Genomic DNA, 23,882 nt, shown 5'->3' on the forward strand with positions numbered 1-23,882 from the left:
TCTTGAAGAGGAAAGTGATCAATACATCAGAGTCCATCTTGGTCGTCAGTTCGTTCCTGATGATTCTGTTCATTTCAAAGTTTCTTGTCTTCATTCCGAGCTTGGAGTACGTATTTGAACGGGGAACGCTATGGTATGTGTTCCCGTTCCTCACGATGATTCTCGCGCTGCATTCGTTTTCAAATCGGGAAACCTGAAGTCTTCATTGTGGAGGTATTAGAGCTTTAAACTGAAAAGGGAGGAAGACAAATGGAGGCACTTATGTTAGCTGGATGGACGCCTATCCTGCTGGCTGGCATTGTGGCGATGGGTCTTGTCATCGCCCTGTCGCGGAAACTGTCCAGACCGCTATTCTTCAAAATCACGTTGGGAATTGCCGTGCTGTGCGTTTCAGCTTTCTTCATCAGCATGATCGTTATTGGCGGCTGGGAAGGGATGGGCTACTCGTTCTTGGCGGGTGCGGCCCTTCTCGGAACAATAGTCGGCATGGCTGTCGGTGCTGCTTCTGACAGGAGCGGCTCCTAATGATCTTTTTCCGGAAGATGACAGCATCGGAGAAACGAACTGCCGCCAAAGGGTATCAGACTGGCTTTCTGATCTATCTGCTTTTGACATTCGCCAATTATTTCTATTTCCTGCTGACAGACCAGGCACTCCTTTCTCCAGGCATCTTGTTTTGGGCAGGACTGCTGGGGGCTTTCGGCTATGAAGCGATATTGAATTTCAAACAACGACGGCGCAAGGCTGCTGGTACCTCGGATAAGTGAAACTGTCAGACAAATGGCCGATCATCGGCAGAAGGGAGTGTACCATGCCAAAAACCATTCCGGGAAAGATCACCACTGTCTTGCTACTACTTTTTTTCGTCCAGTTTGCGATCGGGGGGTACTATCTCTTCACCGCCCCGCTGATGGCACTTGTGGTCATTTTGGCAACCGGACTCATCATGGGCCTCATCTTTCTGATCATAGGTACGATCGGAGCTGTGTTTGAAGATGGAAGCCGAAAAACAGTACCGCTGATTGTTGCGGGGATCGGTGCGGTGGAACTGATCCTCTTCCTATCCGTCCAGTTCGGCTTTTCGTTCGGGGGATGAGCTTTATCCTATATGGATGTTCAATACATGTTTAGGAGTGGGTGTGGTAAAATAGTATGTGCAGCGATATACAGCGGATGGGCGGTTCGGCACTCCCTTAATGGAAAGGGGGTGTTAATTATGATGACATTCGATGCCATGAATATGCTCTTTCAATTTGGTATATTCTTAGCCACAAGCTTAACAGCAGTGGTGGCGATCATCGCGATTGTCATCAAGACAAAAAAGTAACCTCCCTCCGCTACCCGCTAAGTAGATGAGATGGTTACTTTTTTTGTCCACTCTTTACCTCTGGCCAACCGCACTTCCTGCGGATGTCAGCTGCATTGACCGAGTGTTGACGCACTCGGTCTTTCTTAGTATATGTTCAGTATAACACACTTATACTGAAGATACATGCCCTAGTCATTAGATGAGAAATCATGATGTTTTGTAAATATGGGTAAAGGTCGAGAGATACAACATGCATTGTAGAGTGAAGTCGGTCGTTTTTTAAAGAAGTTGGGAAGGAATGAATCTATGCAACAAGGTATGCTGCACCATATCGAACTGTATGTTTCCGATCTTACACGTTCCGTTGAATTTTGGGGCTGGTTTCTGGAGGAACTGGGCTACGAGCTGTATCAGGAGTGGGACGCGGGGAGGAGCTGGCGGCTGGGCGGGACGTATCTTGTCTTTGTGCAGGCGGAGGACCGGTACTTGGATGTTCCGTATCACCGAAAGCGGGTCGGTCTGAACCACTTGGCGTTCTGGGCGGACTCCCGGGCGCATGTCGATGCGCTGACAAATCAGCTCCGGGAAAGGGGTGTGCCGATTTTGTATGAATCTGCCCATCCGTATGCCGGAGGGAACTCGCATTACGCCGTCTATTTCGAAGATCCGGATCGGATGAAAGTGGAATTGGTGGCGCCGTAAAAGTGTATTTGGCAGATATTTTTCATAGAGAAAACAGAAGCGAGGAGGTGAGCGCATGGAAAACAAATGGTATGCGGTGTATGCATTGATACTCGGGATTGTTTCGTTTTTTACGGGGGAACTCGTCACATTCATCATGCTCGGATTTATTCTGATGGCGTTGATCAACATTAATACGACTCTGAAACGGAACGCGGAGCGAACGGCCGCCTCGCCCATGCAGAATCCGCTTTCTCAAGACGGGGGTGATGGACCATGATGATTCCGACAGTGCTTTACATCCTGCTTACCCCTGTCGCTGCCTATGCAGGCGGCCTGCTCGCATACCTATTGACGTTGCGCGTCGTATGGGGGGGAGCCGATCGGAACGGAGCTCGGTCTCGTCATGTACTGGGGAGCTGCTGTTTATTCGGTCATGGTGCCGGTTTACTTTGTGCTGATGTATGTGCTGGCCCGCCGGTCTCGCCGTCGGCTGCTTGCCCGTTCTCTGACATTCGGCTTTCTGGTTTCGCTTGTACCTGGGCTGCTTCTGTTCCTTCCTTTTGGTCCAGAGGCCATGCTGTCAGCGGAATCTGCCCTCGTTGTCGTTGCGTTCTGTACGGCGGGTCTCCTATTCGGCTTGTGCAGCTGGGCATATTGGACATATCTTAACAGGTTTGTTGGGCAGACAGAGGAGGGAGTATGACAGATGGGATACATTCAAAACCTACGCAAGCTCGTCGGGCAGGAATCGCTGCTGACGGTGGGTTGCGGCGTGATCATCGAACAGGACAGGAAGATCTTGCTGCAGCACCGGACCGATGAGGACAACTGGTGCATTCCGGGCGGCATCATGGAACTCGGAGAGACATTCGAGGAGACCGCCATCCGGGAAACAAAGGAGGAGACGGGATTGTTCATTGGGGATCTGACACTCTTCGGACTCTACTCGGGGCCGTCCTGTTTCGTCACCTACCCGAATGGCGACCAAACCTACAGCATCCAGGTGATTTTCAAGTCGATGGCTTACACGGGACGGTTGCATGAGGCGGATCCGGAAAGCCGAGCGCATCGCTTTTTCGGCAAGGACGAATTGCCGGGCAATCTGAATCCGAGGCAGCGGCAGTTCATCGAGGATTGGGCTGAGGGAATTGCTCTTCCTGTTATCGGATGATTGGATACATATTAAAGTAAAAACAAGCCTGGACGGAGAGCTGCTCCCGTCCAGGCTTTTTCCATGGGAGTCACCCGCCGATCAGCAGCTTCGCTGCGAGCACAATGGCAATCCCTACGGCAACTCCAACGATCAGTTTCAAGATGCTTTTCAATTCTCTTCCTCCCATTCGTTACTCAGTCTGTCAGGCGTTGTTTGTACAGGGAAATGGCCGCGAGGGAGGCGGCGATCCCCCAGGCGAGGATGATGGCGAGCTGCGGCAGCACCCCGGTCATCCCCGTACCGTTTTCTACTGCAATGCCGATTTCAAGCAGTTGGATATTCGGCAAGTACGTTGCAGCTTTCAATACGGGATACTGTTCAGCGAACGCTGGCAGCAGCGTGCCAAAGGAGAAAAGGACGAACACGGGCGTGACATACAGCGACGCTTCCATCACCGTTTTCGCGAACAGTCCGAGCATCGTTCCGAGTGCGATGTAGAACACGCTGGAGACCAGGATGGCGACCGTGATGATACCGATATTGGCCGGACGATAGTCGCCGAGAAGGAGACTCAGCACGATAGACACGAGCGTCAACGACAGGGACAGCAGGCTTTTCCCGATCAGGATCTCCGACGTGCTTGCAGGAGACAGCATCAGACCCCGGAGCGTGTTCTTCTCCTTTTCTTCTGCGATAAGGCAGCTTTGGACGAAGGCTGCGACCATGGCGAACGACATGTTGATGACCATGTAATGAGTCTCGATTGTGCCGCCGGTGCCCATCCGGCTGAAGAACGCAGCGAGGACAGGCGGCAGGAAGATGATGATGGATACAGCCAGGTTGCGGGAAAAGTCCTTGTAGTCTTTCATGAAGATGGCGTGGATCCGTTTAAAAGAAAGCGTCATGCGAGTTTCCTCCCTGTCACTTGAATGAAAATATCACCGAGTGTCGGCTCGTTTGAATGGATCGATTCGATCTGATCCTGCTGCATGTAGTCGAACAGCTGCTGGGCTCCGGCGGCACCTGCCGGCAGGATCAGGGATGTGCCGTTTTTCAGTTCGGCGGTCAAAGTGGCATCCGAAAATCGCTTTTTCAATTCGTTCGGTGAACCAATCAGCTGGATGCTGCCGTTGTTAAGGAAGGCGACACGGTCACACAGTGTTTCCGCTTCCGACATGTCATGCGTTGTCAGGAAGATGGTCGTGCCGCGTTCATTCAGCGCCCGCAGGCCGTCATAGATGTGCATCGTATTCACCGGGTCGAGCGCTGACGTCGGCTCATCGAGGAACAGCAACTCCGGTTCATGCAGAAGGGCTCTGGCGAGAACCACCCGCTGCGTCATCCCTTTCGACAGGGCGGAGACCCGCTTGTGCTGATCCTGCTGCAGCTGGACCGCGGCCAGGACGCGGGTGATCTGTGTACGGGGGACATCGTACAAATCGCAGTACAGCTTCAGATTATCGTGGATGGACAATCGGCCATAGAGCCCGCTGTTGTCCGTCAGCACCCCGAACCGCTTCCGGTTTGCCGGTTGTTTCAGACATTGCACGGATTCATCGAATACGGTCGCTGATCCGGCTGTCGGCGCAAGCTGGCCGGTCAGGATCTTGATGGTGGTCGTCTTGCCGGAACCGCTCGGCCCGAGAAAGCCGAAAATCTCACCCCGTTTCACTTGGAAGGTAACGTCAGCGAGAGCGGTTTCATTGCCAAACCGTTTCTCCACTTGCTGCAAATCAATAATGTTTTCCATTTTCATCCTCCTTTGTACTCGAGCGCCATGCGCTGTCTGTACATCCAGATTACGATGAACCCGGAAAGCCCACAGCATTTTTGGCATCAGAAGAGCTGTGGTGAGGGTGAATGGTGCCTATGAGTGCTGAATGGAGCAAGAATGATAGTGAAGAAACTGGCTTATAGCAGAAGAGATGAATTATTTCCGGGGAAATAATCGGTTTTTCTGCACGATTCGCTATTATTTCAGGCCAAGCATCTCTTTCAGCTCGGTCATTTTCGATTTGGAGAGAGGGATGGTCGTTTTTGTCGGATCATCGAGGATCAGACTGTAACTGTTCCGTGTCCATGTGATCACTTCCCGCACTTTCTGCAGGTTCACCAAATAGGAACGATGGCAGCGGAAGAAACCGAATGGCAGCAGCCGTTCCTCCAATTCGCTGAGTGTGAACGTACTGGGAAACTGTTCTCCCTTTATATGTAAGTGTGTCAGCCCGTCACTGCTTTCGATATAGTCGATTTCCGGCGGGTTGAACAGCACCAGTTTTTCGTTCACCTTGGTCGGGATCTTTTCGAACCGGACGGTGAGCGCAGAAGGCGTGAGGTCGTCCTCCGGTTCCGCTTCGTCCGTGCCCAGTTCAATCATGTGCAGGCCGGTTTCGTCCAATTTATAGACGCGGTCTGCTGCAGTGACTGCACTTTCCAGATTTCCCGTCAGGATCAGTACCGTTTTCTCCTCCTGCCGCAGCTGCTGAAGAGCCCGGTGGTACAGCCGCTTCGATTCCAGATCGATATTCTGATCGGGTTCTTCAAATATGAAGACGGCGGGGTCCTGAACGAGCAGACAGGCGAGCTGGACCCGCTTCTTTTCCGAGAAGGAAAGCGTGCTGATCTTCTCGTTCTGCCGGTCTTCCAGCTGCATGGCCCGAAGAATGTCCGGGATCTTTTGAACGGAGCCGTGCAGCTGTCGGATGAAGCGGAGCATCTCCTTGACGGTCAGCCGTTCATACAGACCCGTCGGCAGGAAAAAGAAACCGGCCGGTCTGTTTACTTCGAGTTTCAGTTCCCCATGGGTAAGACTGCTTCGTCCGCTCAGCAGGTCCAGCAGTTCCTCCCGCACATTCACACTCGATTGGATAGCGGTTACTTCTCCCGGCGTGAGGGCCAGATCGAAAGGCGGAAACAGGACGGTATCGTGCTTACGCTTTTCCGCCTGTATGAATTCAACAGTCATTGTACGTTCCTCCTGGTTACATCAGTCTCTATCGGCATTATAACAGTTCGGGAGACAGTGGAGGATTACCTGAAGACTTTTTTTGCAAATTACAGAAAGTACAGCAAACATACTGGAAGGATATGTTACAATAGGGATAGACTGAATTGTTTGTAATAGAGTATATATAAATTGTACCTGCCTGACCCATAGACACAGGCAGATCAGGGAGGGCCAACTTTTAGGGAGGGGCTGAAGCTGATGAGAGAGCGGGACGAAGAGCAGCCATACAACGATTTGATGGGGGATATCCTGAAGAGGCATCGGGAAGAGGGCGGCATGGAAAATTTGAAAGGCAGAGGGAAACCGCTCTCCCGCGAGTATTTCTCAGGGGATACGCTGCAGCATTTCCAGCGGATTGCGAAAGAGGCAGGCTACAAACCGCACTGGCTCGAATTGCAGGATGAAATTCGGGAGGACGTACGGCTGCTGGCGGAGTACATGTCTGCTGGTATTGCAGTGGACATGGATGAACGGATCACTGACATCAACCGTAAACTCGCCAAGTACAATCGCGCTTGTCCGAGACCGATGCAGAAAGGGCCGGTCACGCTGGCCACTGTCTATCAGGCAGCAGAACGGCTTAAACTGGAAGAGGGGCAGTTGGATGGGTGATAAAAGAACGAATGAGGAGAGTGACCAGGAATGAGCCTGCGTCTTGTGAAAGCGGGCATGATAATCGTTTTATTCATCCTCTATTTCAAGTTGTTCAGCTGGATATGGAGTTTTACAGGAATTGGGGTTCTTGTCGGCGACATCGGCGTCCTGTTCGGTTCACTGGCAGTCCTGCTCGCCTGTGGAATACTATCAGTATTGATGAGTGAGAAAGTGATTGAAGTCATCCGGCGAGGGTGATAAGGCATCCTGTGTCCTTGGAGTAGGGAGGAGTGAAACGATGTATCGAGACCATCCAAAATTATTCGTCTTTCTCTGTGTAGTCATCGCGTTCAACACTCTGCGGTATGGCATGTACTTATGGCAGGGAGACGGCAGCGTGTATAACTGGATTATGTTAGCAGTGAACATGGCTGCGATTGGGTTTGCGTTAAGTTCAAGGAAGGGGCGTTCTGAGAAAGAGTCATCGGTGTAGGCTACGCGTAAAAAGGGGGGCGTCTTATGCAAGCAATGACTGTCACGAACGAAGAAAAACAAAAAGTGCTGAGCAACTATTTCAAACAAGGACTGGATGGGCCGCTGTCGCAGTATCCGAGTAAGGAAAAACGGAAGCTGATCATTCTGGAAGCGATTGCCGGGCGGTTCGAAGCCGGAACGCGATATACCGAAAAAGAAGTGAATGCGGTGCTCCAGACAATGTATGAAGACTTTGCCCTGATCCGGCGGGCGTTGATCGATTATGGATTCCTCGCCAGGAGTCTCGATTGTACGGAGTATTGGGTGGCGGAGGAAGAACAATCATGAATATCTTCCTGCTCGGTGTCCTGCTCGTCTTTGCCAAAACAAATTTGCAGTTGCTGGATATGGGTGTGTTCTTCTACAGCACCAATGCGGTCGGATACGCCCTGATCTGCATAGGTCTTAGGCAAATGGGGGATTCGCTCCCGCGCGTACGGCGCTTGCTGCCGGCTGCGGGATTCATGGTGCTGCACAGTATCGGGTTTGCCGTATTGAACGGCACGGGACACTCGCTGCAGACGATCGCCTTGTCGAGCGGTGCCGCGACAGCTGCCACCCTCTTGCTTGCCGTGCTCGCAGTCACCGGGTTGGGGATGATCTTCTATATTCTCCACGAAGTGTTTGTGGCAATCCAACATGATGAGACGACGGCTTTCATGGATATAGGTTTTCTTGAAAAGATGCCCGGACTGCTGCTGTTGCTGCTGGTTTTGACTACCGTGCTCTTTTTCATTGTCCCGTCTGCTGCGAGTGTCCTGCTGTTGCTCTTGCTCGCCGGCGAAGTGATTTTGCTTGTCCAGTTCTTTTCAAAGGCGTGGGCTATATTTTAGGAGATCATTAGCAATACAAAACGAATCGACTGGTTGCTGACCAGGTAATACGGAAGGAGGCAGCGTATGGCTATTGCATTTGTCGGATTGGCCATCTTCACTGGTTCTCTGGCCATTGCGGTATCGCTGGACAAATTGAGGGCGGTCTCGTACCGCTATGAATTCATCGCGGTTAATGAGGCGTGCCTCATCCTGTTTGATAAAAAAACAGGCCAGTACTGGCAGAAGCGAATGGGAAGTGATGGAGACAATAAGTGGCGGAAAGAAGAGTCTCCGTTTCAAGAAAGAAATCAGAAGCAGTGAAGGTGAACTCCATTCATAAGGCAGTATAAAGTTATTGTGTACATAAAATGACAGCTCTCTGCTGAGGAAAGAGGAACTTATGAACCGAACACCCGGCGGTTTCAGTGAACGATTGCTCGCTTCGTTAGTGGACTTTTTTATCATCTTCATTCCTGCAGCTGTCCTGGTGTACTGGAAGACTGGCGAGTTTTCCTACGAACTGGTCCCGAACACCATCTGGCAGGCCGTCGATGTCAGTTACCTAACCCTGCTCCCTCTCTTGTGGAGCGGCTACACAATAGGCAAATATCTCATGAAAATTCAAATCAGGACACGAGAGGGGCAGCCCGTCACTTGGAAACACATGCTGCTGCGCGAAGTGGTGGGAAAGGCGCTGCTGATCTACGTGACGTTCGGATTGTCCACACTCGTCAGCGTGTTCATGATCCTCTTCCGGGAAGATAAACGGGCGATCCATGACTTCATCGGCGGGACAATGGTCAGCTATGATGAGCGGTTCAAAGGCGGTCGGACGCTGTAAGTTCGCAAGGTGCAGGAGGTGGAGGCAATGCGGTTGCCGAAAGGCATTACAGGTTTTACTATTGGAGAATCGGAGTTGATTCCTATGGATGGCGGTCTGTTCAAGAAAGTGGGCTATGACATTGCCAGGAAGCTGCAAAGCGAAGTGGTCTCCTTTCAAAGCCCGGCGTACCCAACAAATTATTACAGGCTCGACCTTCAGCGTGAAGGAAGGACGCTATCCATTCTGCTGCACGAATACTTTCCGTACGTGGCTATTGCTTCGTTTGATGCAGAACAGCGGAAAGTGTTCGTGACCTGTGACGAGATGGTGTCGAAGCTGAACCCGTTCTACGAAGTCCTGGACGCCGCATTCCTCAACGGGGCTTTCAATCCCGAACTTCATGACTTGGCCGCGCGTGAACTGGAGCAGGTACGGTTCTGGGGAGCGAAGACGAATGGCGACGTGATCTTCAACTCTTGGGATTAAGAGATGTGATGATGTGGAGTTTCTTGAATGAGCACATTACCCTAATTAGAAATAAGTCAGAGGTGAGAGCGATGAATTGGAATAAAATGATCAATCGTCTGACCCTCATAGGTGTTCTGATTCTGCTCATCCCCTCTTGGTTCAAGCCAATCTACGCCCTGCTCTTCTGGACGTTGACGGGCATCAATTTCATCAATCAAGGAGTTGCCAAGTCTGATGAGCAGGAGAAGGTCTCCGTTACATCTATAGTCGCCGGTGTCGTCATAATCGGAGCAAGCCTCTTCAGGTTTGTCCGTTAGTTGTGCAGAAGGGGATATCTGTGGATGTCATTCTTCAACAAACGGGCCAGAATGTTAAACAGAAATGAATATGCTTTACTGTAATAAGAGGTGGTGTACCAATGAGAAATGTAAGAGACGCTGCGGCAATTGCTTTGGTTATTGTTATTATCAAGTTAGTATTCAGATTGATTCCACCTTCAAAAAGGTTTGTAAGTCTCTTTGAGGAAGGTATCTGGGCTGGATTGGGAGTTATCTTAACTTCTTACATAATTATATTCGTTATTGCATTTTTAATCCTTGCAGTCTTTAGAAGGCGTAAAGTAAAGTGATTGTTAACTTTCATTATCGGGGGCGTTAACTGAACAGCCGTTGCGTAACAATCGGGCCAGATTATTCAAAAAGGGGGGGATGATCTTGATTAAGACTCTAAAAATAATTTTAATATTGGCCGTCATATCTTTAGCCGGCTTTGGTCTAATAACAAATACTTCTAGCAAAGTAGCACCTTTTCTTTTACTACTAACGGCGTTAATGGCGACTGTCATTGGTGTTATTGAATTTCAAAAAAGAAAGCCTTCTTCTTTAGGACTTTTTCTAGCTGCTGGGTTTGCATTATTTGTTGGGATATATATCTTGTGAAACTAACGGGCGCGATTGTTTGATACCACACGCTAGTTGATCGGAGCGGAAGCCGGCGACTCCTGCGGGAACAGCACGAGCCGAAGACCCTGGACTGAGCACAGCGAGGGAAGCGGCTGAGGCCGTGCCCGCGGAAAGCGTCCGGCTGGAGCGCAGATCAACGGGTTCATTCTGTCCAGCTGCAGGCGCTACATGCTCGGGTCATAAGCCAAACCGGCAGTGAGGCAAAGGACGCCTCAATGCCGGTTTGGCTTATGCCTGTCGCATGTGAGCAAGCGCCTTCTGCTTTTCGCTATCGGGCGCAATTCTGGCACAAGAATCTACGTCCTTTCAACAATAGGACCAGAAGGAGAATAACATGAAAAGACATTGCTGTGAAGACATGGATTACCATGCGGATTTCAACTGTGATATACATAGCGATCCTTTTGAGTGTCCTGATAAAATAGTGATTTTCGATAATGAACATAATGTTTACGGGTTGATAATCCATGATGGCGGTTCGTCGAGTATCGCTATTAATTTCTGTCCTTGGTGCGGTTCGAAATTATAACTTGCTCGTCAAGTGACGTACGGAATTATCATTTTCTGAATCAATGATTTCGTATGGTATCAGAACTGCGAATCGTCTTTTTTTCAATAGTGTTGTATACTGCCACAGACATCGAAACGAAACACGAGGTGAAGGGTTATGAATTGGCAGTTGAAACGGTTTGAGGAATTGACGAATACAGAGCTTTACACGATCTTGCAGGAAAGGACAGCGGTGTTTGTTGTGGAACAGGATTGTCCGTACTTGGAGGTGGATGGGAAGGATCAGGCTTCCCATCATCTGTTCAAAGAGGACAATGGCGAGATTCTTGCGTATTTGCGCATTGTTCCTGCCGGGACTTCCTATGAGGAAACGTCCATCGGCCGGGTGTTCGTAAAGAAGGAATATCGCCGGCAAGGGTTGGCGCAAGAACTCATGACGCGGGGGCTGGAATTCGTTGAGCAAGAACTGAACGAGACGCGCGTCAAAATTCAGGCGCAGGACTACTTACGTGAGTTCTATGGCTCCTTCGGGTTCGAGCCTGTTTCTGACACGTATCTGGAGGATGGAATCCCTCACGTTGATATGCTGTTGCAGTTGTGAAGTCGTGTGAAGGAGGGGGGAAATGCTATGTCCCTGCAGGACAAGATGAGCCGCCAATTTCCTGGGCTGGAATTACGAAAACCGTTGTTCTATTCCTGGCCAGTCGGTATCCGCTTCGAGCTTGGTGTCAGTGACGGCACCACCAGTATCCATGATCAGCCGGCTTATCTGCCTGGTGTCTATCACCGTGCTATCGATTTGTTCGAAGCGCTCCATGCGCCGGAGGACGATTTGTATATAGTCGTCGATGTACATGAATTCAACAGCAGCCATGCGCAGCGTCGGAAATTGAATGTGTTTGCGAAGTATGTGAAGGAGCGTTCCGTGCTATACCGGCTCCGGCAGGACACATTACCGTCCGTCTATCTGGAAAACAATGAAGACGGATCGTACCGGAAGTACCGGTTCAGCCTTCACTGCTGTCGTTCGGATCTCCGCTACGCTGCGCTATTGCGGGCGATCTGCAACCAGGACATGGGCAGGCGGCCGGTTGTGGATGTGCCTGTCTATATCGTCAACGTGACAAAGCGGACGGTCTTCCACGTCTATGATGACCGCGGATGTGACGTGGTCGCTGAGGAGGCGGACACGCTCCGGCCAGTGTATGAGCGGTTTTCCGACTGGATTCTCGAGTATGATCGTGGGGCGGTTGATGGGATGTTCGGCTGACAATTCCAGGTAAACTCACCTACTTTTAATCCGTTTCCTAAGCAAAGAGCATCCCGCTCATCTGCGTGGATGCTCTTTGCTATAGATAGGTCCGAATCTTTTTCAAGCATTCTTGTACCACTTCATCTGGCACCGTTTCAATGACGGACGCGTTTCTGGCGCGGAAGTCCAGATTTTTCAATTGGTCTGTGATGATGACGCCGCTGGTCTTCAAGTCTTTTGGCAATGCAACATGGAAGCCCCATTGTCTCTTCGTATTACTGATCGGGCACACCGATGCATAGCCGGTTACACGGTTGAATTTTTCGGGTGATACCACGATGGCAGGTCTCCGTCCGGCTTGTTCCGTGCCTGTTTGCGGAGTGAAATCCAAGTAGATGATGTCTCCTCGATCGGGAATCATCATCGTTCAGAGCTCTTCCTTTCCTGCGGGTTCACTGAAATATTCGGGATGAGGGTTTTCACCAATACATTGCGATAGGAGTTCGTCCAGCGTATACGACGTGTCGATAGGTGTCAGAATGATTTGCTTGCCGTCTTCGGAGATGTTCAATTGCGACCCATTCACGATTCCATACTTTCTGGCAATTTGCTGAGGGATGCGGACGCCTATGCTGCCGCCCCATTTTTGGGCTGTTGTTGGCATACTGACCCTTCCTCTCCTCTTTTGCTCCATTGTACCACTCCTTTGCCGTATGTATATACTTATATATATTCCCTTCGAGGACCATTTGATACATGAAAAGTGCCTGTGCGCCAAACTTGGATTCTGGAGTATGATCGTGCGGCGGTTGATGGGGTGTTTGCCGGATGTAATACAGAAGACCTCGGTTGTGTTATGATAGAAGGAAAACAGGCGGTGATTTTATGAGTTTCATTGAATCGTCAGAAGAACTTATGAATCGCATAGCTGCTATGGATCGGGATAATTCCGTCTTGCAATTTACCATTGCCGGGAAAGGGAAGTTCACTCTTGTTATGCAGGAGGAGGATCATTCCATCCAGGCAGATGTGGAAAAGAATCCGCAACTGAGACGGATGATCGCGGAAGGGAAAAGAGAATATCAGCATGGCAAAGGTCTATCAACTTCGGATTTGGTCAAGTCGCTTTCTGAGCAGGATTTTAGGTAGTGCCTGCTAAAGAGGTAATCTGGCTGCCAGTTGTCAGGGAAAAGCTTTTGACATTTCGAAATGAACGTTTCACTGCAGAAGAGACCATGGAATTCATAGTCAACTTAATTGTGGAAGTTGAAGAATTTCTGAAGAATGGCATCTTGGATAGGGCTTACACTGAAAAATTTGGAGCCTATCAAGGTTTATCGCGCATTGTCATGAGGAGGTTCCGGATTTATTTCGAACGAGATAACGATCGCATTATAGTACTTGCCATAGTATTCCCGGGAGAGGAATGATTGATATTACTTTTTCTCACCTAGATAGAATGCCCGGCCAGCCGTTTTACCATGACGGCTGCCGGGCGTTTTGTTTTATTCCACGGCTTCTGCAGGTCTTGCCTGCGGCGCCTTTTTGTCTTTCGGGATCACCAGGTTCAGCAGGACGGTGGCGAGGGCGCCAACCGCGATGCCGGACGACAGCAGGTAGTTGGCCCAGTCCGGAACGGTGGCGAGCACTTCTTTCGGCAGGACCGTGACGGCGATCGTCAGGAGGATCGGCACGCCGATGACGATCATGTTGCGGTCGTCGATGATGATCGGCTGGATGATCTTCATGCCGTTCGTGACGATGGCGACGCAGACGATGCCGAAGATGCCGTTGATGACCGCTTCCGGAATGCAGATGATGACGGCGGACAGTTTCGGGATGAACCCGATGAGTACGAGGATGACCCCGCTCGCCATGATGACCATCCGGCTGCCGACGCCTGTGATGGCGAGCAGTCCGGCGTTCGACGAGTAGCCGGTGAGCGGCGTGCTGCCGAACAGCGAGCCGATGAAACAGCCGAGCCCTTCGCCGAACGATGCGCGGTTGAGCCGCTTTTCATCGAGTTCTTCATCCGTGATCTGTGAGACGACGAACCATGTGCCGGTCGTCTCAAGCAGGATGATGAGATAGACGAGCATCATCGTGATGATGGCGCCGATGTCGAACACCGGCTTGCCGAATGGCATGAGCGACGGCAGGGCGATCCAGGCGGCGTCTTTGACGGGAGAGAAGTCGATCGGATTGAAGAAACTCGCGGCGATCGATCCGGCGACGATTGCAAGAATGACGGACACGAGCCGGAAGAACGAGCCGAACCGCGGGAGCCGTTTGCCGAGCACCATGCAGGTGACGAGGACGGCGGCCGCGATCGATGCGACGATGACGTTCTGGCCGATGGTGCCTTCCGCAAAATAGATGTTGTTCAGACCGACAGGCATGAGCGCGATGCCGACGATGATGATGACCGTGCCGCCGACGAGCGGGGGAACGATCTTGCGGACGGTTTTTGCGAAGATCTTCATCGGATAGCCGAGCAGCGCGATCAGGATGGCGCCAGGGATCAGGCTGCCGACGATGGCGCCGAGTCCGAGTTTGCCGCCGATCGCTGCAATGGCGCCGATTGGTACGTAGGACGGCCCTTGGACGACCGGCAGCTTGAGGCCGAACCCAGTCTGGATGAGTGTGGCAATCCCGGTGGCGAGGAAGCACATCTGGACGAAGAATGAGGTGTTTTCCGTACTGAGTGACAGCAGGCCGGCGATGATGATCGGCGCGATGTAGAGGTCCATCGCGAGAACGTGCTGGAGACCGAGACCGATCGCTTTCGGGTAGCTGACTTTGTCGTTCACTCCGATGAGGAGACCATCTGGACGTTTCTTGGACAACAGGAACACTCCTTCGTTCGTTTTTGTTTGGGTATAGGTGGAGTATAAAGAATTGAAATTGATTTGTACAGGTTAAATACGAACATTATTTAAATTTAACTTTAAATAGTTCGTTTTATGGTTGACCTGCCCGAACGGATTCCGTACACTGGAGGCAGATCATGACGAAAAGGGGACGGTACCATGTTGAAGGATCGAGCGCTCGAAGAGGAATGGCTGGTGGCCTGCCGGTCGCAGGATGTGGAGGACGCACCGATACAAGTTGTGCTGATGGGGGAGCGTCTCGCGATTTTCCGAAACAGTACGGGCGTGCATGCGTTCAAGGACTTATGCATCCACAGAGGGGCGGCGCTGTCGCTCGGCGAAGTGAAGAACGACTGCCTCGTTTGTCCATATCATGGATGGGAATACGAAGAGGAAGGTGACTGTGTCAAGATCCCGCAGCTGCCGGAAGGGAAGGCGATCCCGAAGAAAGCGAAAGCGACGGTCTACTCGTGCGTGGAGAAGTATGGCTTCATCTGGGTGAACTTTGCGGGGAACGAACCGCCGTTCTTCGACTATCCGGAAATGGAGACGGACGGCTGGCGCAGCGTCATCTGGGGACCGCAGGAAGCGGAAGCACTGCCGCCGAGGATCGTCGAAAACTTTCTGGACGTCGGTCACTTAGCGGTCGTCCACCAGGGCTATCTCGGGGAGGAGGCGCACCGGGAGATCGAACCGTACAAGATGCACGAGGAGGATGATCGGGTCTGGTCCGATGAGATCCGGATCTTCCAGCCGGACGCGGACGGCACGGGTGTCTCGAAGTATGTGTACTATACATATGAGATCGTGCGCCCGCTGACGGTGCGTTTCACGAAGCGCGATGCGGAGAATGATACACACATGACGATCTTGCTGACGGTGCGTCCGCTGTCTGATACGCATTCCGTCGCGTACGGAGTTCTTTCATTCGACTATGACACCGGCCAGACGGATGACGAGATTATCGAGTTCCAGAACCTCATCTTCTCCCAGGACAAGCCGATCGTGCAGAACCAGAAGCCGGAGGAACTGCCGCTCGATCTGCAGGTGGAACTGTCGCTCGTGTCCGACCGCGTGAGTATTGCGTACCGCCAGTATCTGAAGAAGAAAGGTGTCGTGCTTGGCACGGCGTAAGGATTGTTGGAACCTTATATCGCTATTGAAAAGCTGCCGCTTGCCGGCGGCTTTTTTTGCATGCCGTATCCCGCGATTCAGCCTGTCCCGTGCGCTGTGGTACACTGTGTGGAAGGGTTGAAACTGCTGCTGCGGGGGAACGGACATACTATAGAAGTGAATGGAAAAAGGGGTGGGTGTGATGAAACGGAAACCGCTGATCTGGCTGCTGCTCGGATTGATTGTACTGCTCGGGGCGTGCGGGAAAGAGGCGGGACGGGCAGCCTCTGTGCCTGAACCGGAGGACGGCTATCAGCTGAAGGATGACGTGAAGAATATCAACGAGCATCTGGATTACAGTGACAGCGATCTGCACAAGATCTACTTCGCCGGAGGCTGTTTCTGGGGAGTGGAAGCGTATTTCGCAAGACTGTATGGCGTGGAGGATACGGTGTCCGGCTATGCGAACGGGACAGGCGCCGATCCGACGTATGAGGAGGTCATCCAGGGAGACCGGAAATTTGCGGAAACCGTGGAAGTCACCTATGATCCAGAGCGGATTTCGCTCGAGTCGCTCGTCGACCATCTGTTCCAGGTGATCGATCCGACGACAGAGAACCAGCAGGGGAATGACCGGGGCGTGCAGTATCGTTCGGGAATTCATTACACAGATGACACGGAAAAAGCAATTGTGGAAACAGCGGTGAAGGACGAAGCGCAGTATTACAAGGAGAAGATCGTGACGGAAGCGGTGCCGCTCGAGAACTTCTATCCGGCAGAAGAGTTCCACCAGGATTATCTCGAGAAGAATCCGAACGGCTACTGCCACATCAACCTGCATGCGCTCGACGGCATGACAGTCGATCCGATTGCGAAAGACGAAGAGATTGTGAAGCATCTGAGTGAACCGAAAGAAGAGACGAAGTGATGGAGGGAATTGACGATGTCAGAGACATTGCTGGTGAAAAATGCAAGAATCCGGGACGATGAGGAGCTGATGGACCTGCTCATGGAGGACGGCATCTTCCTGAAGATCGGTGTGCAGCTGGAGGAAGACGCAGACCGGGTGATCGACTGCAAAGGGAAGGTCGTATTGCCAGGCCTGATTGAATCACACATTCATCCAGATAAAGCCTTCCTGGAAGATCGGAAGCCGAATATTTCCGGCACATTGGATGAAGCGATCCGAAACACCGGTGAGCTGAAGAAGGAATATACGTATGATGATGTCTACAACCGTTCCGAGAAAGTGATCGAATGGGCGATTGCCAAGGGGACGACAATCATGCGGGCGCATCCCGACGTCGATCATATCGAGGAACTGCTCGGTGTGGAAGTGCTGCTGGAATTGAAAGAGAAATACCGCGACAAGATGGATCTGCAGATCGTCGTGTTCCCGCAAGAAGGAATTTTGAAATCAGAAGGAACTCTGGAGCGGATGGAACAAGGATTGAAGATGGGGGCGGATGTCGTCGGCGGCTGTCCATACAATGAAAAATCGATTGAGGACTCCTATCAGCATCTGGAGTACGTGTTCAACCTGGCGCAGAAATACGATGTGCCGGTCGATATGCACGTCGATTTCGCCGATCATACGGACGATCCGCGGTATATGCTGACGGAGCGGATCTGTGAGATGACGGTCGAACGCGGCATGCAGGGGCGCGTGGCGCTCGGGCATGTGACGACACTCGGGTCGATCGATCCCGATGAAGCCGCGAAGCTGTTCGATAAGATTGCGGAAGCGGGCATTACGATCATGCCGCTGCCGGCGACGGATGTCTATTTGAACGGCCGGCAGGATACGCACAATGTGCGCCGGGGGATGGCACCCGTGAAACGCCTCCAGCAGCATGGGGTCAATGTCGTGTTCGCATCGAACAATATCCGCAATGCGTTCACGCCGTTCGGCAACGCGAATCTGCTGCTGGTCGGGTATCTGCTGGCGGAGACGCAGTATTTGGGTTCGCAGGAAGAACATCGGAAAGTGCTCGACATGATCACGGTGAATGCAGCAAAGTGCCTCGGCATCGAGAAGACGTACGGACTGCGGGAAGGGTGCCAGGCGGACCTCGTCGTGCTTGATTCGGAACGGCTGAGTGACGTCGTGCAGGATCAGCCGATCGCGAACATCGTCGTGAAACGCGGGAAGGTCATCGTCGACCAGCGGATCACCCAGGCATGATGAATTAGTTTGAAAACTTTCTGCCTTGTGGTAAAGTGATAGCCATGACAATGACGGACAGGGGGCTGCTGAATGACCACTATCGGATTTGTGAGGCACGGTGTCACCTCGTGGAACAAGGAAGGGCGCGCCCAGGGGAGCACGGACATCCCGCTCGACGAAGACGGGGTGGAGATGGCGCGCCAGATTGCGGACCGGCTGTCAGCGGAATCATGGGACGCGCTCTATACGAGTCCTTGGAAACGGACGCGGCGGACGGCGGAACTGATCGGCGAGAAGGTGCCGGAACTTGACATCGTGACAGACGAGCGGCTTCGGGAACGCGCCGGCGGCCTGATCGAAGGGACGACGGAAGCGGAGCGCCAGGCGAAGTGGGGCCCGGACTGGAAGCAGCTCGATCTGCAGGGCGAGACGCATGACAGCGTCATTACACGCGGCATGTCGTTCGTACGGGACATGCAGCGTTTGTATCCGGATGGCCGGGTGCTCGCCGTGAGCCACGGAGGGTTCATCAAACGGCTGCTGTCGGAACTGTTGCCGGGGACGTCGTACACCGAGCCTCTCGGCAACACGTCGATCACGATCGTGCGGATCGGTGAGGACGAAACTGTCTGTGAGCTGTTCAACTGCACCGAACACTTGCAGGAACTGAAACTATGAGACCGGCACGCCCTCGGGCGGCCGGTTTTTCACATGCAGGAACAGCAGCATCCGTTCCGGTGTCAGGAGCCGGAAGCATGGGAAAGAGGTGCCTGGGACGACTCTTTGAAAAAAAAGTGAAGATATTACTAATTTTATCCGATGATGGGTCGATATACATATAGGTGATAATGAAAATAGAGGGAGTTTTGACATGACACTTGTACAAGAACTAAGTCAGCAATACATTGCGGGAGAGTGGCGGGATGGACGCGGAACCACTGAGATGGTGAATCGCAATCCATTCAACCAAGCACAGCTCGCAGTCAACCGGGGAGCTTCTAAAGAGGATATCCATGAAGCTTACACAGCGGCAGCGGAGGCTCAGAAGCGATGGGCATCGGTGAATCCATATCAAAAGAGGGATGTACTTGAAAGGGCGGTTTCCTATATTGAGCAACATGAAGAGGAGATTACAGCTCTCATCATAGAGGAACTTGGCGGAACACGTTTAAAAGCAGCGTTTGAAATCGGACTCGTCAAAAATATGATCAAAGAAGCAGCGACCTTCCCTCTCCGGATGGAAGGGAAGATCCTCCCTTCCGTGGAAGACTTCAAAGAGAACCGGCTGTACCGCATTCCAGCGGGTGTCGTAGGAGTCATCAGCCCGTTCAACTTCCCGTTCTTCCTGTCCATGAAATCGGTCGCTCCTGCACTGGGCGCCGGCAACGGTGTTGTGCTGAAACCCCACGAGCAAACTCCCGTCAGCGGTGGAACGTTGATAGCCAAAATCTTTGAGGAGGCTGGAGTTCCGGAAGGACTCTTGAATGTCGTCATTGCGGATATAAGTGAAATCGGTGATACCTTTGTCGAGCACCCGATTCCCAGGATCATCTCTTTCACAGGGTCTACGAAAGTAGGGAGTCATATTGGTCAAATGGCCATCAAGAACTTCAAGAAGCCATTGCTGGAACTTGGCGGCAACAGTGCGTTCATCGTCTTGGAGGATGCAGATCTGGAATACGCTGTCCAAGCGGCGACATTCAGCCGTTTTACACACCAAGGGCAGATCTGCATGTCGGCCAACCGGATCCTGGTGCAGCGGTCCATCTACGAACCATTCATGGAAAAGTTTGTGGCCAAGGTGTCAGGGTTAAAGAGCGGGGACCCGCGGGATCCTGAAACGGTGATTGGTCCTGTCATCAACGTGCGCCAGGCGGAAGGCCTTGCCGCCATTATCCAAGATAGTGTGGAACTTGGAGCGACGCTGGCGCTGAGCGGGACGATCGAAGGGACCCTTGTGGAACCGACCATCCTGTGTGATGTCACAGCGGACATGCCTGCGGCTACTGAGGAACTGTTCGGACCGGTCGTTTCGGTCATCCCGTTCGATACGAAAGAGGACGCCATCGCGCTTGCGAACGATACACGCTTCGGGTTGAGCGGTGCCATCCATACATCTTCTGTCGAAGAAGGAGTCCAAATGGCGAAGCAGATCCATACAGGTATGATCCATGTCAATGATGTGACCATCAACGATGAACCGATCGTAGCATTCGGCGGCGAGAACCAATCCGGGATTGGCCGGCTGAATGGTCAATGGAGTCTGGACGAATTCACGACATTGAAATGGATTTCAGTAAATTACGGGCAGCGGCAATTCCCTTACTAAGGAGTGGATGTTATGAGAACAGACATCAAAACCAACCATGAAATACTGCAGGCTTTTGTCACCATTGCCCCTTACCTGAAACGTCTCTTGCAAGATGACATGACCATAGGGGTCTACGATACGGAGAAGTTGCTTGTCAATGTCCCGGGGGAGACGTTCTCTTTGGGCGTGAAACCGGGAGATCCCCTCGCCCCTGGGGATATTATCACGGCGGCGCAGAAGTATAATGAGGATCGTTCGGAAATGGTTCCGAAGGAGATCTTCGGTTTTCCGTTGAATGCCCGCGCCATCCCCCTGCATGATGAGAGGGGGCAAGTGATTGGCGGTGTCGGCATCGGAACCAGTATGGAGAGATCGAATAACTTGTTCGAAGTGGCGGAAAGTCTCTCCGCAATAGTGGAAGAAACTGCAGCGTCCCTAGAGGAAATTGCCAAGTCGGTAGCCGGTTTAGCCGAACAAGTCGACTCGACCACCTCCGTTCTGGATGAAGTGAGCGGGGATGCTGAAGAAATCGGGAAGATTTCCACAGTGGTCCGCGGCTTGTCGGACCAGAGCAACCTGCTCGGTCTCAATGCCGCCATCGAGTCTGCACGGGCAGGCGAGCACGGAAAGGGATTTTCCGTCGTAGCGGACGAAATCAGGAAGCTCGCAACGAACTCGAAAGAGAATGTTGGACAGATCGATCAAGTGACAAAATCCATCACTGCGTCCATCAGTCACTTGCACAAGTCCTTCAGTGACATCAACGAATTCACATCGAGTCAAGCAGCCGCCATCCAGGAAATTTCAGCTACAGTCCAAGAAATCAGCAAGAGTGCAGCCAAGTTATCTGAGATGGCTCACTCCTCACTGGCGGATTCATAAACAGCAGGGCCATCCATTTAGAGGGATGGCCTGTTTTTGTATGCATACCCGTGGTCCTCCCTTCCATATCATTCTTGCACCCTGGCGGCTGATGGGTTTGAGGGGGGTTCTATAATAGGACTGCCCTCGGTCATTTCCCTTTCACGTTGAATACCCACAGACTCAGCAGCAGGACGCCGCACGAGGCCAGCAGCAGCGGCAGGTGTTCCGTAAATACGGCCACAAATGCGGCCCCGAGGGACACGGCGCCGAAGACACCGGCGAATGCGCGGCTCTGCAGCCGGACGTCCTGCTTCGCCCGGACGGCATCCCGGCGCTCGGTGTATTCCCGGAGGCGACGGGGCTCGTCCAGGTACGCGTCGATCCTGCCGGGAAGCGCACGCAGCTGCCCGGCAGCGGACAAGCCTGCCGCACGAAGTGATTTCCAATCGAAGCCGTCCGGGCCGCCGAACCCCGACTTGCGGCGCGCCCATTCGACGACGCGCTCCTTGCCGATGCCGAGCAGGTCGACGTCGGGATCGAGGATGTGCAGGACGCCGACGAAGACGGACACCGCCCGGCCGAGGAAGGCGAACTGGGCGGGCATCTGCACGGGCTGCGTCCGTACGATGCCCATCAGATCCTCGAGCAGCCGTTCGACGACGAAACCGTTCATGTCGTTCAGTTCATCCGATTCATACGCTTTCATGACACGTGCAATCGCGCCCGCCAACACGGTCCGATCAGCATCCGGCAGCAGGAAATGGAGCTGCTCCAGCCCGTCCAGCACCCTGTCGTACTGATTGAAGATGACCCCTTCGATGATCAGGAACATCGAATCGGCCTCCTCCGGCGAGATCGTGACGACCATGCCGAAGTCTAGCAGGACGAGCGTGCCGTCTGCCTGCACCATCAGGTTGCCGCTGTGCGGATCGGCGTGGAACTGGCCGCCTTCGAGGATCTGTTCGAGGAACAGCAGGAACAGCCGCTCGGCGAGCTCCCGCCTGTCGATGCCGTGCTCCTCGAGATAGGCGGTGTCCGTGATCCGCACGCCTTCGATCCATTCCATGACCAGCACCCGGCGCGTCGTATAGTCATCGAAGTACACCGGGAAGCGGACACCTTCCATATCAGGGAAGCGCGCGGCGAAGATACGGCCGTTCTTCATCTCCTGGATGAAGTTCAGCTCAGCACCGATGACGTCGGTCATTTCGACATACAGCAGGTCGAAGTCGATCTGTTTCGTGAATGCGGTGAACCGTTTCGCGAGCCAGATGACGATCTTGACCGCTTTGAAATCGGCCGCGAGGATCCGCTCGATATTCGGCCGCTGGATTTTGATGGCGACCTCACTGCCGTCCAGCAGCTTCGCCTTGTACACTTCACCGATCGACGCAGACGCGACCGGTGCGCTGCTGACGTCACTCAACAGCTCCCGGTGATCGCGTCCCCATTCCGCATCGAGCAGGGCCATGGCGTCTTCGGAAGGGACCGGTGTCACCTGGTCGGTCAGCCCTTCCAACTCTTCCAGGAACGAAGGCGGCATGATGTCCGCCCGCGCAGCGAGGAACTGCCCGAGTTTGATCATCAGACCGCCGAGATCGAGCGCGGTCCGTTTATAGGCCCTGGCCTGTTTCGTGACGAGCCGTTCCCATTGCTCTTGCACATCCGGCGTGAACCGGCCGCGGTGGCGGCGCTGAAACCGGTTCACCTGAATGAAGAACGTGACAGCCATCGTCACGATGCGGATGATACGGTACCAGGCAGTGTTTTTCATGGGCAGTTCCTCCTTCAGAAATATTCATTATGCTACGTCCCCTATTCCCTTCCTGCATGAGTAGAAACCGCGCGCAGCGGGTACATACGGGGTGTGACCGGACAGGTCTGAAACAGACGATGATTCAGAAAGAGGGGTTGTAAATGGCAGAACATGAATTTCACCTGACAGCTGTCTGGCCCGGCGGCCGGAACAGTGCAGGTTATATCGAAGCGGGCAACTTGAAGACGAAGATCTCGATCCCGTCCGCGATGGAAGGGCCGAACGTCGGCACCAATCCGGACGAGATGCTGCTGGGGGCGGCAGCGACCTGCTACCTGATCACGCTTGCTGCAATGATCGAGCGGACCCATCTGCCGCTTGCGGAGCTGTCGCTTGAGTCGGTCGGATCCGTTGATGTGACACGCGGCATCTATACGTATAAGAAAATCGTGCATCGGCCGAAAGTGTCGCTGCAATCTGGCGCGTCGGAATCCGATTACGAGAAACTGAACGTGCTCGTCATGCAGGCGGAGAAGAACTGCATGATTTCGAAAGCCATCAAAGGCAACGTCGAAGTCGAAGTGGAACCCAATATCAAGTAACACGGCAGCAGGGGCCCCCTGCTGTTTTTCTTCAATTCCATGCGATTCGCATTTTGCGCACCAACTTGCTAGAATGGATAAAACCAAA

General features: G+C 52.8%; 37 protein-coding genes. 30 read left to right on the forward strand and 7 right to left on the reverse strand.

All coding sequences use genetic code 11. The features are described from left to right. Positions 1 to 2: 2 nt before the first annotated feature. The 8 genes from QWT68_RS14920 to QWT68_RS14955 all read left to right on the forward strand — a co-directional run bounded on the left by QWT68_RS14920 (position 3) and on the right by QWT68_RS14955 (position 3,164). Entirely contained in the window at positions 3 to 197 is a 195-nt protein-coding gene (locus QWT68_RS14920) for a hypothetical protein (RefSeq protein ID WP_290148789.1), read from the forward strand. Positions 198 to 249: 52 nt separating this feature from the next. Further along, entirely contained in the window at positions 250 to 525 is a 276-nt protein-coding gene (locus tag QWT68_RS14925) for a YesK family protein (protein ID WP_290148790.1), read from the forward strand. After that, on the forward strand, positions 525 to 767 hold the full coding sequence (locus tag QWT68_RS14930) for a hypothetical protein (RefSeq protein WP_290148791.1): 243 nt from the start codon (positions 525 to 527) through the stop codon (positions 765 to 767). The genes QWT68_RS14925 and QWT68_RS14930 overlap by 1 nt, the downstream gene beginning before the upstream one ends. A gap of 44 nt (positions 768 to 811) precedes the next feature. Further along, positions 812 to 1,096, forward strand: a complete 285-nt coding sequence (locus tag QWT68_RS14935; RefSeq protein ID WP_290148792.1) for a hypothetical protein — start codon at positions 812 to 814, stop codon at positions 1,094 to 1,096. Between the two features lie 120 nt (positions 1,097 to 1,216). Then, positions 1,217 to 1,327 (forward strand): putative holin-like toxin, encoded by a 111-nt coding sequence (locus QWT68_RS14940; protein WP_290148793.1) that lies wholly within the window; start codon positions 1,217 to 1,219, stop codon positions 1,325 to 1,327. Positions 1,328 to 1,615: 288 nt separating this feature from the next. Beyond that, entirely contained in the window at positions 1,616 to 2,011 is a 396-nt protein-coding gene (locus QWT68_RS14945) for a VOC family protein (RefSeq protein WP_290148794.1), read from the forward strand. Between the two features lie 55 nt (positions 2,012 to 2,066). Further along, positions 2,067 to 2,270, forward strand: a complete 204-nt coding sequence (locus QWT68_RS14950; protein ID WP_290148795.1) for a hypothetical protein — start codon at positions 2,067 to 2,069, stop codon at positions 2,268 to 2,270. A 429-nt stretch (positions 2,271 to 2,699) separates the two neighbouring features. Continuing rightward, positions 2,700 to 3,164: an NUDIX hydrolase gene (locus QWT68_RS14955; protein ID WP_290148796.1), complete on the forward strand. Its 465-nt coding sequence runs from the start codon at positions 2,700 to 2,702 to the stop codon at positions 3,162 to 3,164. 176 nt (positions 3,165 to 3,340) lie between these two features. Here QWT68_RS14955 and QWT68_RS14960 read toward each other — a convergent pair whose 3' ends face one another. From QWT68_RS14960 to QWT68_RS14970, 3 genes are all read right to left on the reverse strand, one after another. Next, entirely contained in the window at positions 3,341 to 4,051 is a 711-nt protein-coding gene (locus QWT68_RS14960) for an ABC transporter permease (RefSeq protein ID WP_290148797.1), read from the reverse strand. After that, on the reverse strand, positions 4,048 to 4,896 hold the full coding sequence (locus QWT68_RS14965) for an ABC transporter ATP-binding protein (protein ID WP_290148798.1): 849 nt from the start codon (positions 4,894 to 4,896) through the stop codon (positions 4,048 to 4,050). Before QWT68_RS14965 ends, QWT68_RS14960 begins: the two co-directional genes overlap by 4 nt. Positions 4,897 to 5,118: 222 nt before the next feature. After that, entirely contained in the window at positions 5,119 to 6,111 is a 993-nt protein-coding gene (locus tag QWT68_RS14970; protein ID WP_290148799.1) for a LytTR family transcriptional regulator DNA-binding domain-containing protein, read from the reverse strand. A gap of 240 nt (positions 6,112 to 6,351) precedes the next feature. Here QWT68_RS14970 and QWT68_RS14975 point away from each other — a divergent pair, with 240 nt between their 5' ends. The 13 genes from QWT68_RS14975 (at position 6,352) to QWT68_RS15030 (ending at position 12,129) form a co-directional block, all read left to right on the forward strand. Then, positions 6,352 to 6,765: a DnaJ family domain-containing protein gene (locus tag QWT68_RS14975; RefSeq protein ID WP_290148800.1), complete on the forward strand. Its 414-nt coding sequence runs from the start codon at positions 6,352 to 6,354 to the stop codon at positions 6,763 to 6,765. A 30-nt stretch (positions 6,766 to 6,795) separates the two neighbouring features. Next, entirely contained in the window at positions 6,796 to 7,005 is a 210-nt protein-coding gene (locus QWT68_RS14980; RefSeq protein ID WP_290148801.1) for a hypothetical protein, read from the forward strand. A gap of 261 nt (positions 7,006 to 7,266) precedes the next feature. Next, positions 7,267 to 7,569 carry a DUF2087 domain-containing protein gene (locus tag QWT68_RS14985; protein WP_290148802.1) on the forward strand — a complete coding sequence of 101 codons (303 nt, stop codon included), beginning with the start codon at positions 7,267 to 7,269 and terminating at the stop codon, positions 7,567 to 7,569. Next, a complete protein-coding gene (locus tag QWT68_RS14990) occupies positions 7,566 to 8,114 on the forward strand; it encodes a hypothetical protein (protein WP_290148803.1) in 549 nt (182 codons plus the stop codon). Before QWT68_RS14985 ends, QWT68_RS14990 begins: the two co-directional genes overlap by 4 nt. Positions 8,115 to 8,180: 66 nt before the next feature. Beyond that, a complete protein-coding gene (locus QWT68_RS14995; RefSeq protein ID WP_290148804.1) occupies positions 8,181 to 8,417 on the forward strand; it encodes a hypothetical protein in 237 nt (78 codons plus the stop codon). Positions 8,418 to 8,496: 79 nt separating this feature from the next. Next, positions 8,497 to 8,937: an RDD family protein gene (locus QWT68_RS15000; RefSeq protein WP_290148805.1), complete on the forward strand. Its 441-nt coding sequence runs from the start codon at positions 8,497 to 8,499 to the stop codon at positions 8,935 to 8,937. 27 nt (positions 8,938 to 8,964) lie between these two features. After that, positions 8,965 to 9,405 carry a hypothetical protein gene (locus QWT68_RS15005; protein WP_290148806.1) on the forward strand — a complete coding sequence of 147 codons (441 nt, stop codon included), beginning with the start codon at positions 8,965 to 8,967 and terminating at the stop codon, positions 9,403 to 9,405. Between the two features lie 71 nt (positions 9,406 to 9,476). Continuing rightward, positions 9,477 to 9,704, forward strand: coding sequence for a hypothetical protein (locus QWT68_RS15010; protein ID WP_290148807.1), 228 nt, complete (start codon positions 9,477 to 9,479; stop codon positions 9,702 to 9,704). Between the two features lie 101 nt (positions 9,705 to 9,805). Then, the gene (locus QWT68_RS15015; protein WP_290148808.1) at positions 9,806 to 10,015 is read left to right on the forward strand and encodes a hypothetical protein; all 210 of its coding nucleotides are present in this window, start codon (positions 9,806 to 9,808) and stop codon (positions 10,013 to 10,015) included. A gap of 85 nt (positions 10,016 to 10,100) precedes the next feature. Further along, the gene (locus QWT68_RS15020) at positions 10,101 to 10,325 is read left to right on the forward strand and encodes a DUF3953 domain-containing protein (RefSeq protein ID WP_290148809.1); all 225 of its coding nucleotides are present in this window, start codon (positions 10,101 to 10,103) and stop codon (positions 10,323 to 10,325) included. 358 nt (positions 10,326 to 10,683) lie between these two features. Continuing rightward, positions 10,684 to 10,878, forward strand: coding sequence for a DUF6980 family protein (locus tag QWT68_RS15625; RefSeq protein WP_431312209.1), 195 nt, complete (start codon positions 10,684 to 10,686; stop codon positions 10,876 to 10,878). Positions 10,879 to 11,016: 138 nt separating this feature from the next. Then, positions 11,017 to 11,460: a GNAT family N-acetyltransferase gene (locus tag QWT68_RS15025; protein WP_290148810.1), complete on the forward strand. Its 444-nt coding sequence runs from the start codon at positions 11,017 to 11,019 to the stop codon at positions 11,458 to 11,460. A gap of 27 nt (positions 11,461 to 11,487) precedes the next feature. Next, positions 11,488 to 12,129: a DUF3885 domain-containing protein gene (locus tag QWT68_RS15030; RefSeq protein WP_290148811.1), complete on the forward strand. Its 642-nt coding sequence runs from the start codon at positions 11,488 to 11,490 to the stop codon at positions 12,127 to 12,129. 79 nt (positions 12,130 to 12,208) lie between these two features. On the opposite strand, the gene QWT68_RS15035 is transcribed toward QWT68_RS15030, so the two are convergent. Both QWT68_RS15035 and QWT68_RS15040 read right to left on the reverse strand, forming a co-directional pair. Continuing rightward, positions 12,209 to 12,535: a type II toxin-antitoxin system PemK/MazF family toxin gene (locus QWT68_RS15035; RefSeq protein ID WP_290148812.1), complete on the reverse strand. Its 327-nt coding sequence runs from the start codon at positions 12,533 to 12,535 to the stop codon at positions 12,209 to 12,211. 3 nt (positions 12,536 to 12,538) lie between these two features. Beyond that, positions 12,539 to 12,775 (reverse strand): AbrB/MazE/SpoVT family DNA-binding domain-containing protein, encoded by a 237-nt coding sequence (locus QWT68_RS15040; RefSeq protein ID WP_290148813.1) that lies wholly within the window; start codon positions 12,773 to 12,775, stop codon positions 12,539 to 12,541. Positions 12,776 to 12,996: 221 nt separating this feature from the next. Here QWT68_RS15040 and QWT68_RS15045 point away from each other — a divergent pair, with 221 nt between their 5' ends. After that, complete coding sequence (locus QWT68_RS15045; RefSeq protein WP_290148814.1) at positions 12,997 to 13,260, forward strand: hypothetical protein; 264 nt, start codon at positions 12,997 to 12,999, stop codon at positions 13,258 to 13,260. Continuing rightward, positions 13,260 to 13,541 carry a hypothetical protein gene (locus QWT68_RS15050; protein ID WP_290148815.1) on the forward strand — a complete coding sequence of 94 codons (282 nt, stop codon included), beginning with the start codon at positions 13,260 to 13,262 and terminating at the stop codon, positions 13,539 to 13,541. Before QWT68_RS15045 ends, QWT68_RS15050 begins: the two co-directional genes overlap by 1 nt. A gap of 75 nt (positions 13,542 to 13,616) precedes the next feature. Here the strand turns inward: QWT68_RS15050 and QWT68_RS15055 are convergent, their stop codons facing one another. Next, positions 13,617 to 14,960: a uracil-xanthine permease family protein gene (locus tag QWT68_RS15055; RefSeq protein ID WP_431312227.1), complete on the reverse strand. Its 1,344-nt coding sequence runs from the start codon at positions 14,958 to 14,960 to the stop codon at positions 13,617 to 13,619. Positions 14,961 to 15,140: 180 nt separating this feature from the next. Between QWT68_RS15055 and QWT68_RS15060 the strand changes: the two genes are divergently transcribed. From QWT68_RS15060 to QWT68_RS15085, 6 genes are all read left to right on the forward strand, one after another. Beyond that, entirely contained in the window at positions 15,141 to 16,115 is a 975-nt protein-coding gene (locus tag QWT68_RS15060; RefSeq protein ID WP_290148817.1) for an aromatic ring-hydroxylating dioxygenase subunit alpha, read from the forward strand. A gap of 181 nt (positions 16,116 to 16,296) precedes the next feature. After that, positions 16,297 to 17,022, forward strand: coding sequence for a peptide-methionine (S)-S-oxide reductase MsrA (msrA, locus tag QWT68_RS15065; protein ID WP_052461605.1), 726 nt, complete (start codon positions 16,297 to 16,299; stop codon positions 17,020 to 17,022). A gap of 15 nt (positions 17,023 to 17,037) precedes the next feature. Then, on the forward strand, positions 17,038 to 18,279 hold the full coding sequence (locus tag QWT68_RS15070; RefSeq protein WP_040285033.1) for an amidohydrolase family protein: 1,242 nt from the start codon (positions 17,038 to 17,040) through the stop codon (positions 18,277 to 18,279). A 72-nt stretch (positions 18,280 to 18,351) separates the two neighbouring features. After that, positions 18,352 to 18,939 (forward strand): histidine phosphatase family protein, encoded by a 588-nt coding sequence (locus QWT68_RS15075; protein ID WP_040285032.1) that lies wholly within the window; start codon positions 18,352 to 18,354, stop codon positions 18,937 to 18,939. Between the two features lie 193 nt (positions 18,940 to 19,132). After that, positions 19,133 to 20,590, forward strand: coding sequence for an aldehyde dehydrogenase family protein (locus tag QWT68_RS15080; protein WP_040285031.1), 1,458 nt, complete (start codon positions 19,133 to 19,135; stop codon positions 20,588 to 20,590). A 12-nt stretch (positions 20,591 to 20,602) separates the two neighbouring features. Further along, the gene (locus QWT68_RS15085; RefSeq protein WP_040285030.1) at positions 20,603 to 21,454 is read left to right on the forward strand and encodes a methyl-accepting chemotaxis protein; all 852 of its coding nucleotides are present in this window, start codon (positions 20,603 to 20,605) and stop codon (positions 21,452 to 21,454) included. Positions 21,455 to 21,584: 130 nt separating this feature from the next. Here QWT68_RS15085 and QWT68_RS15090 read toward each other — a convergent pair whose 3' ends face one another. Then, positions 21,585 to 23,210, reverse strand: coding sequence for an ABC1 kinase family protein (locus tag QWT68_RS15090; protein WP_290148818.1), 1,626 nt, complete (start codon positions 23,208 to 23,210; stop codon positions 21,585 to 21,587). Positions 23,211 to 23,353: 143 nt separating this feature from the next. Between QWT68_RS15090 and QWT68_RS15095 the strand changes: the two genes are divergently transcribed. Continuing rightward, positions 23,354 to 23,794, forward strand: coding sequence for an OsmC family protein (locus QWT68_RS15095; RefSeq protein ID WP_040285028.1), 441 nt, complete (start codon positions 23,354 to 23,356; stop codon positions 23,792 to 23,794). The last annotated feature ends 88 nt before the right edge of the window (positions 23,795 to 23,882 follow it).

Origin of the sequence: Sporosarcina trichiuri (genome assembly GCF_030406775.1) — a bacterium.
GTDB lineage: Bacteria > Bacillota > Bacilli > Bacillales_A > Planococcaceae > Sporosarcina > Sporosarcina trichiuri.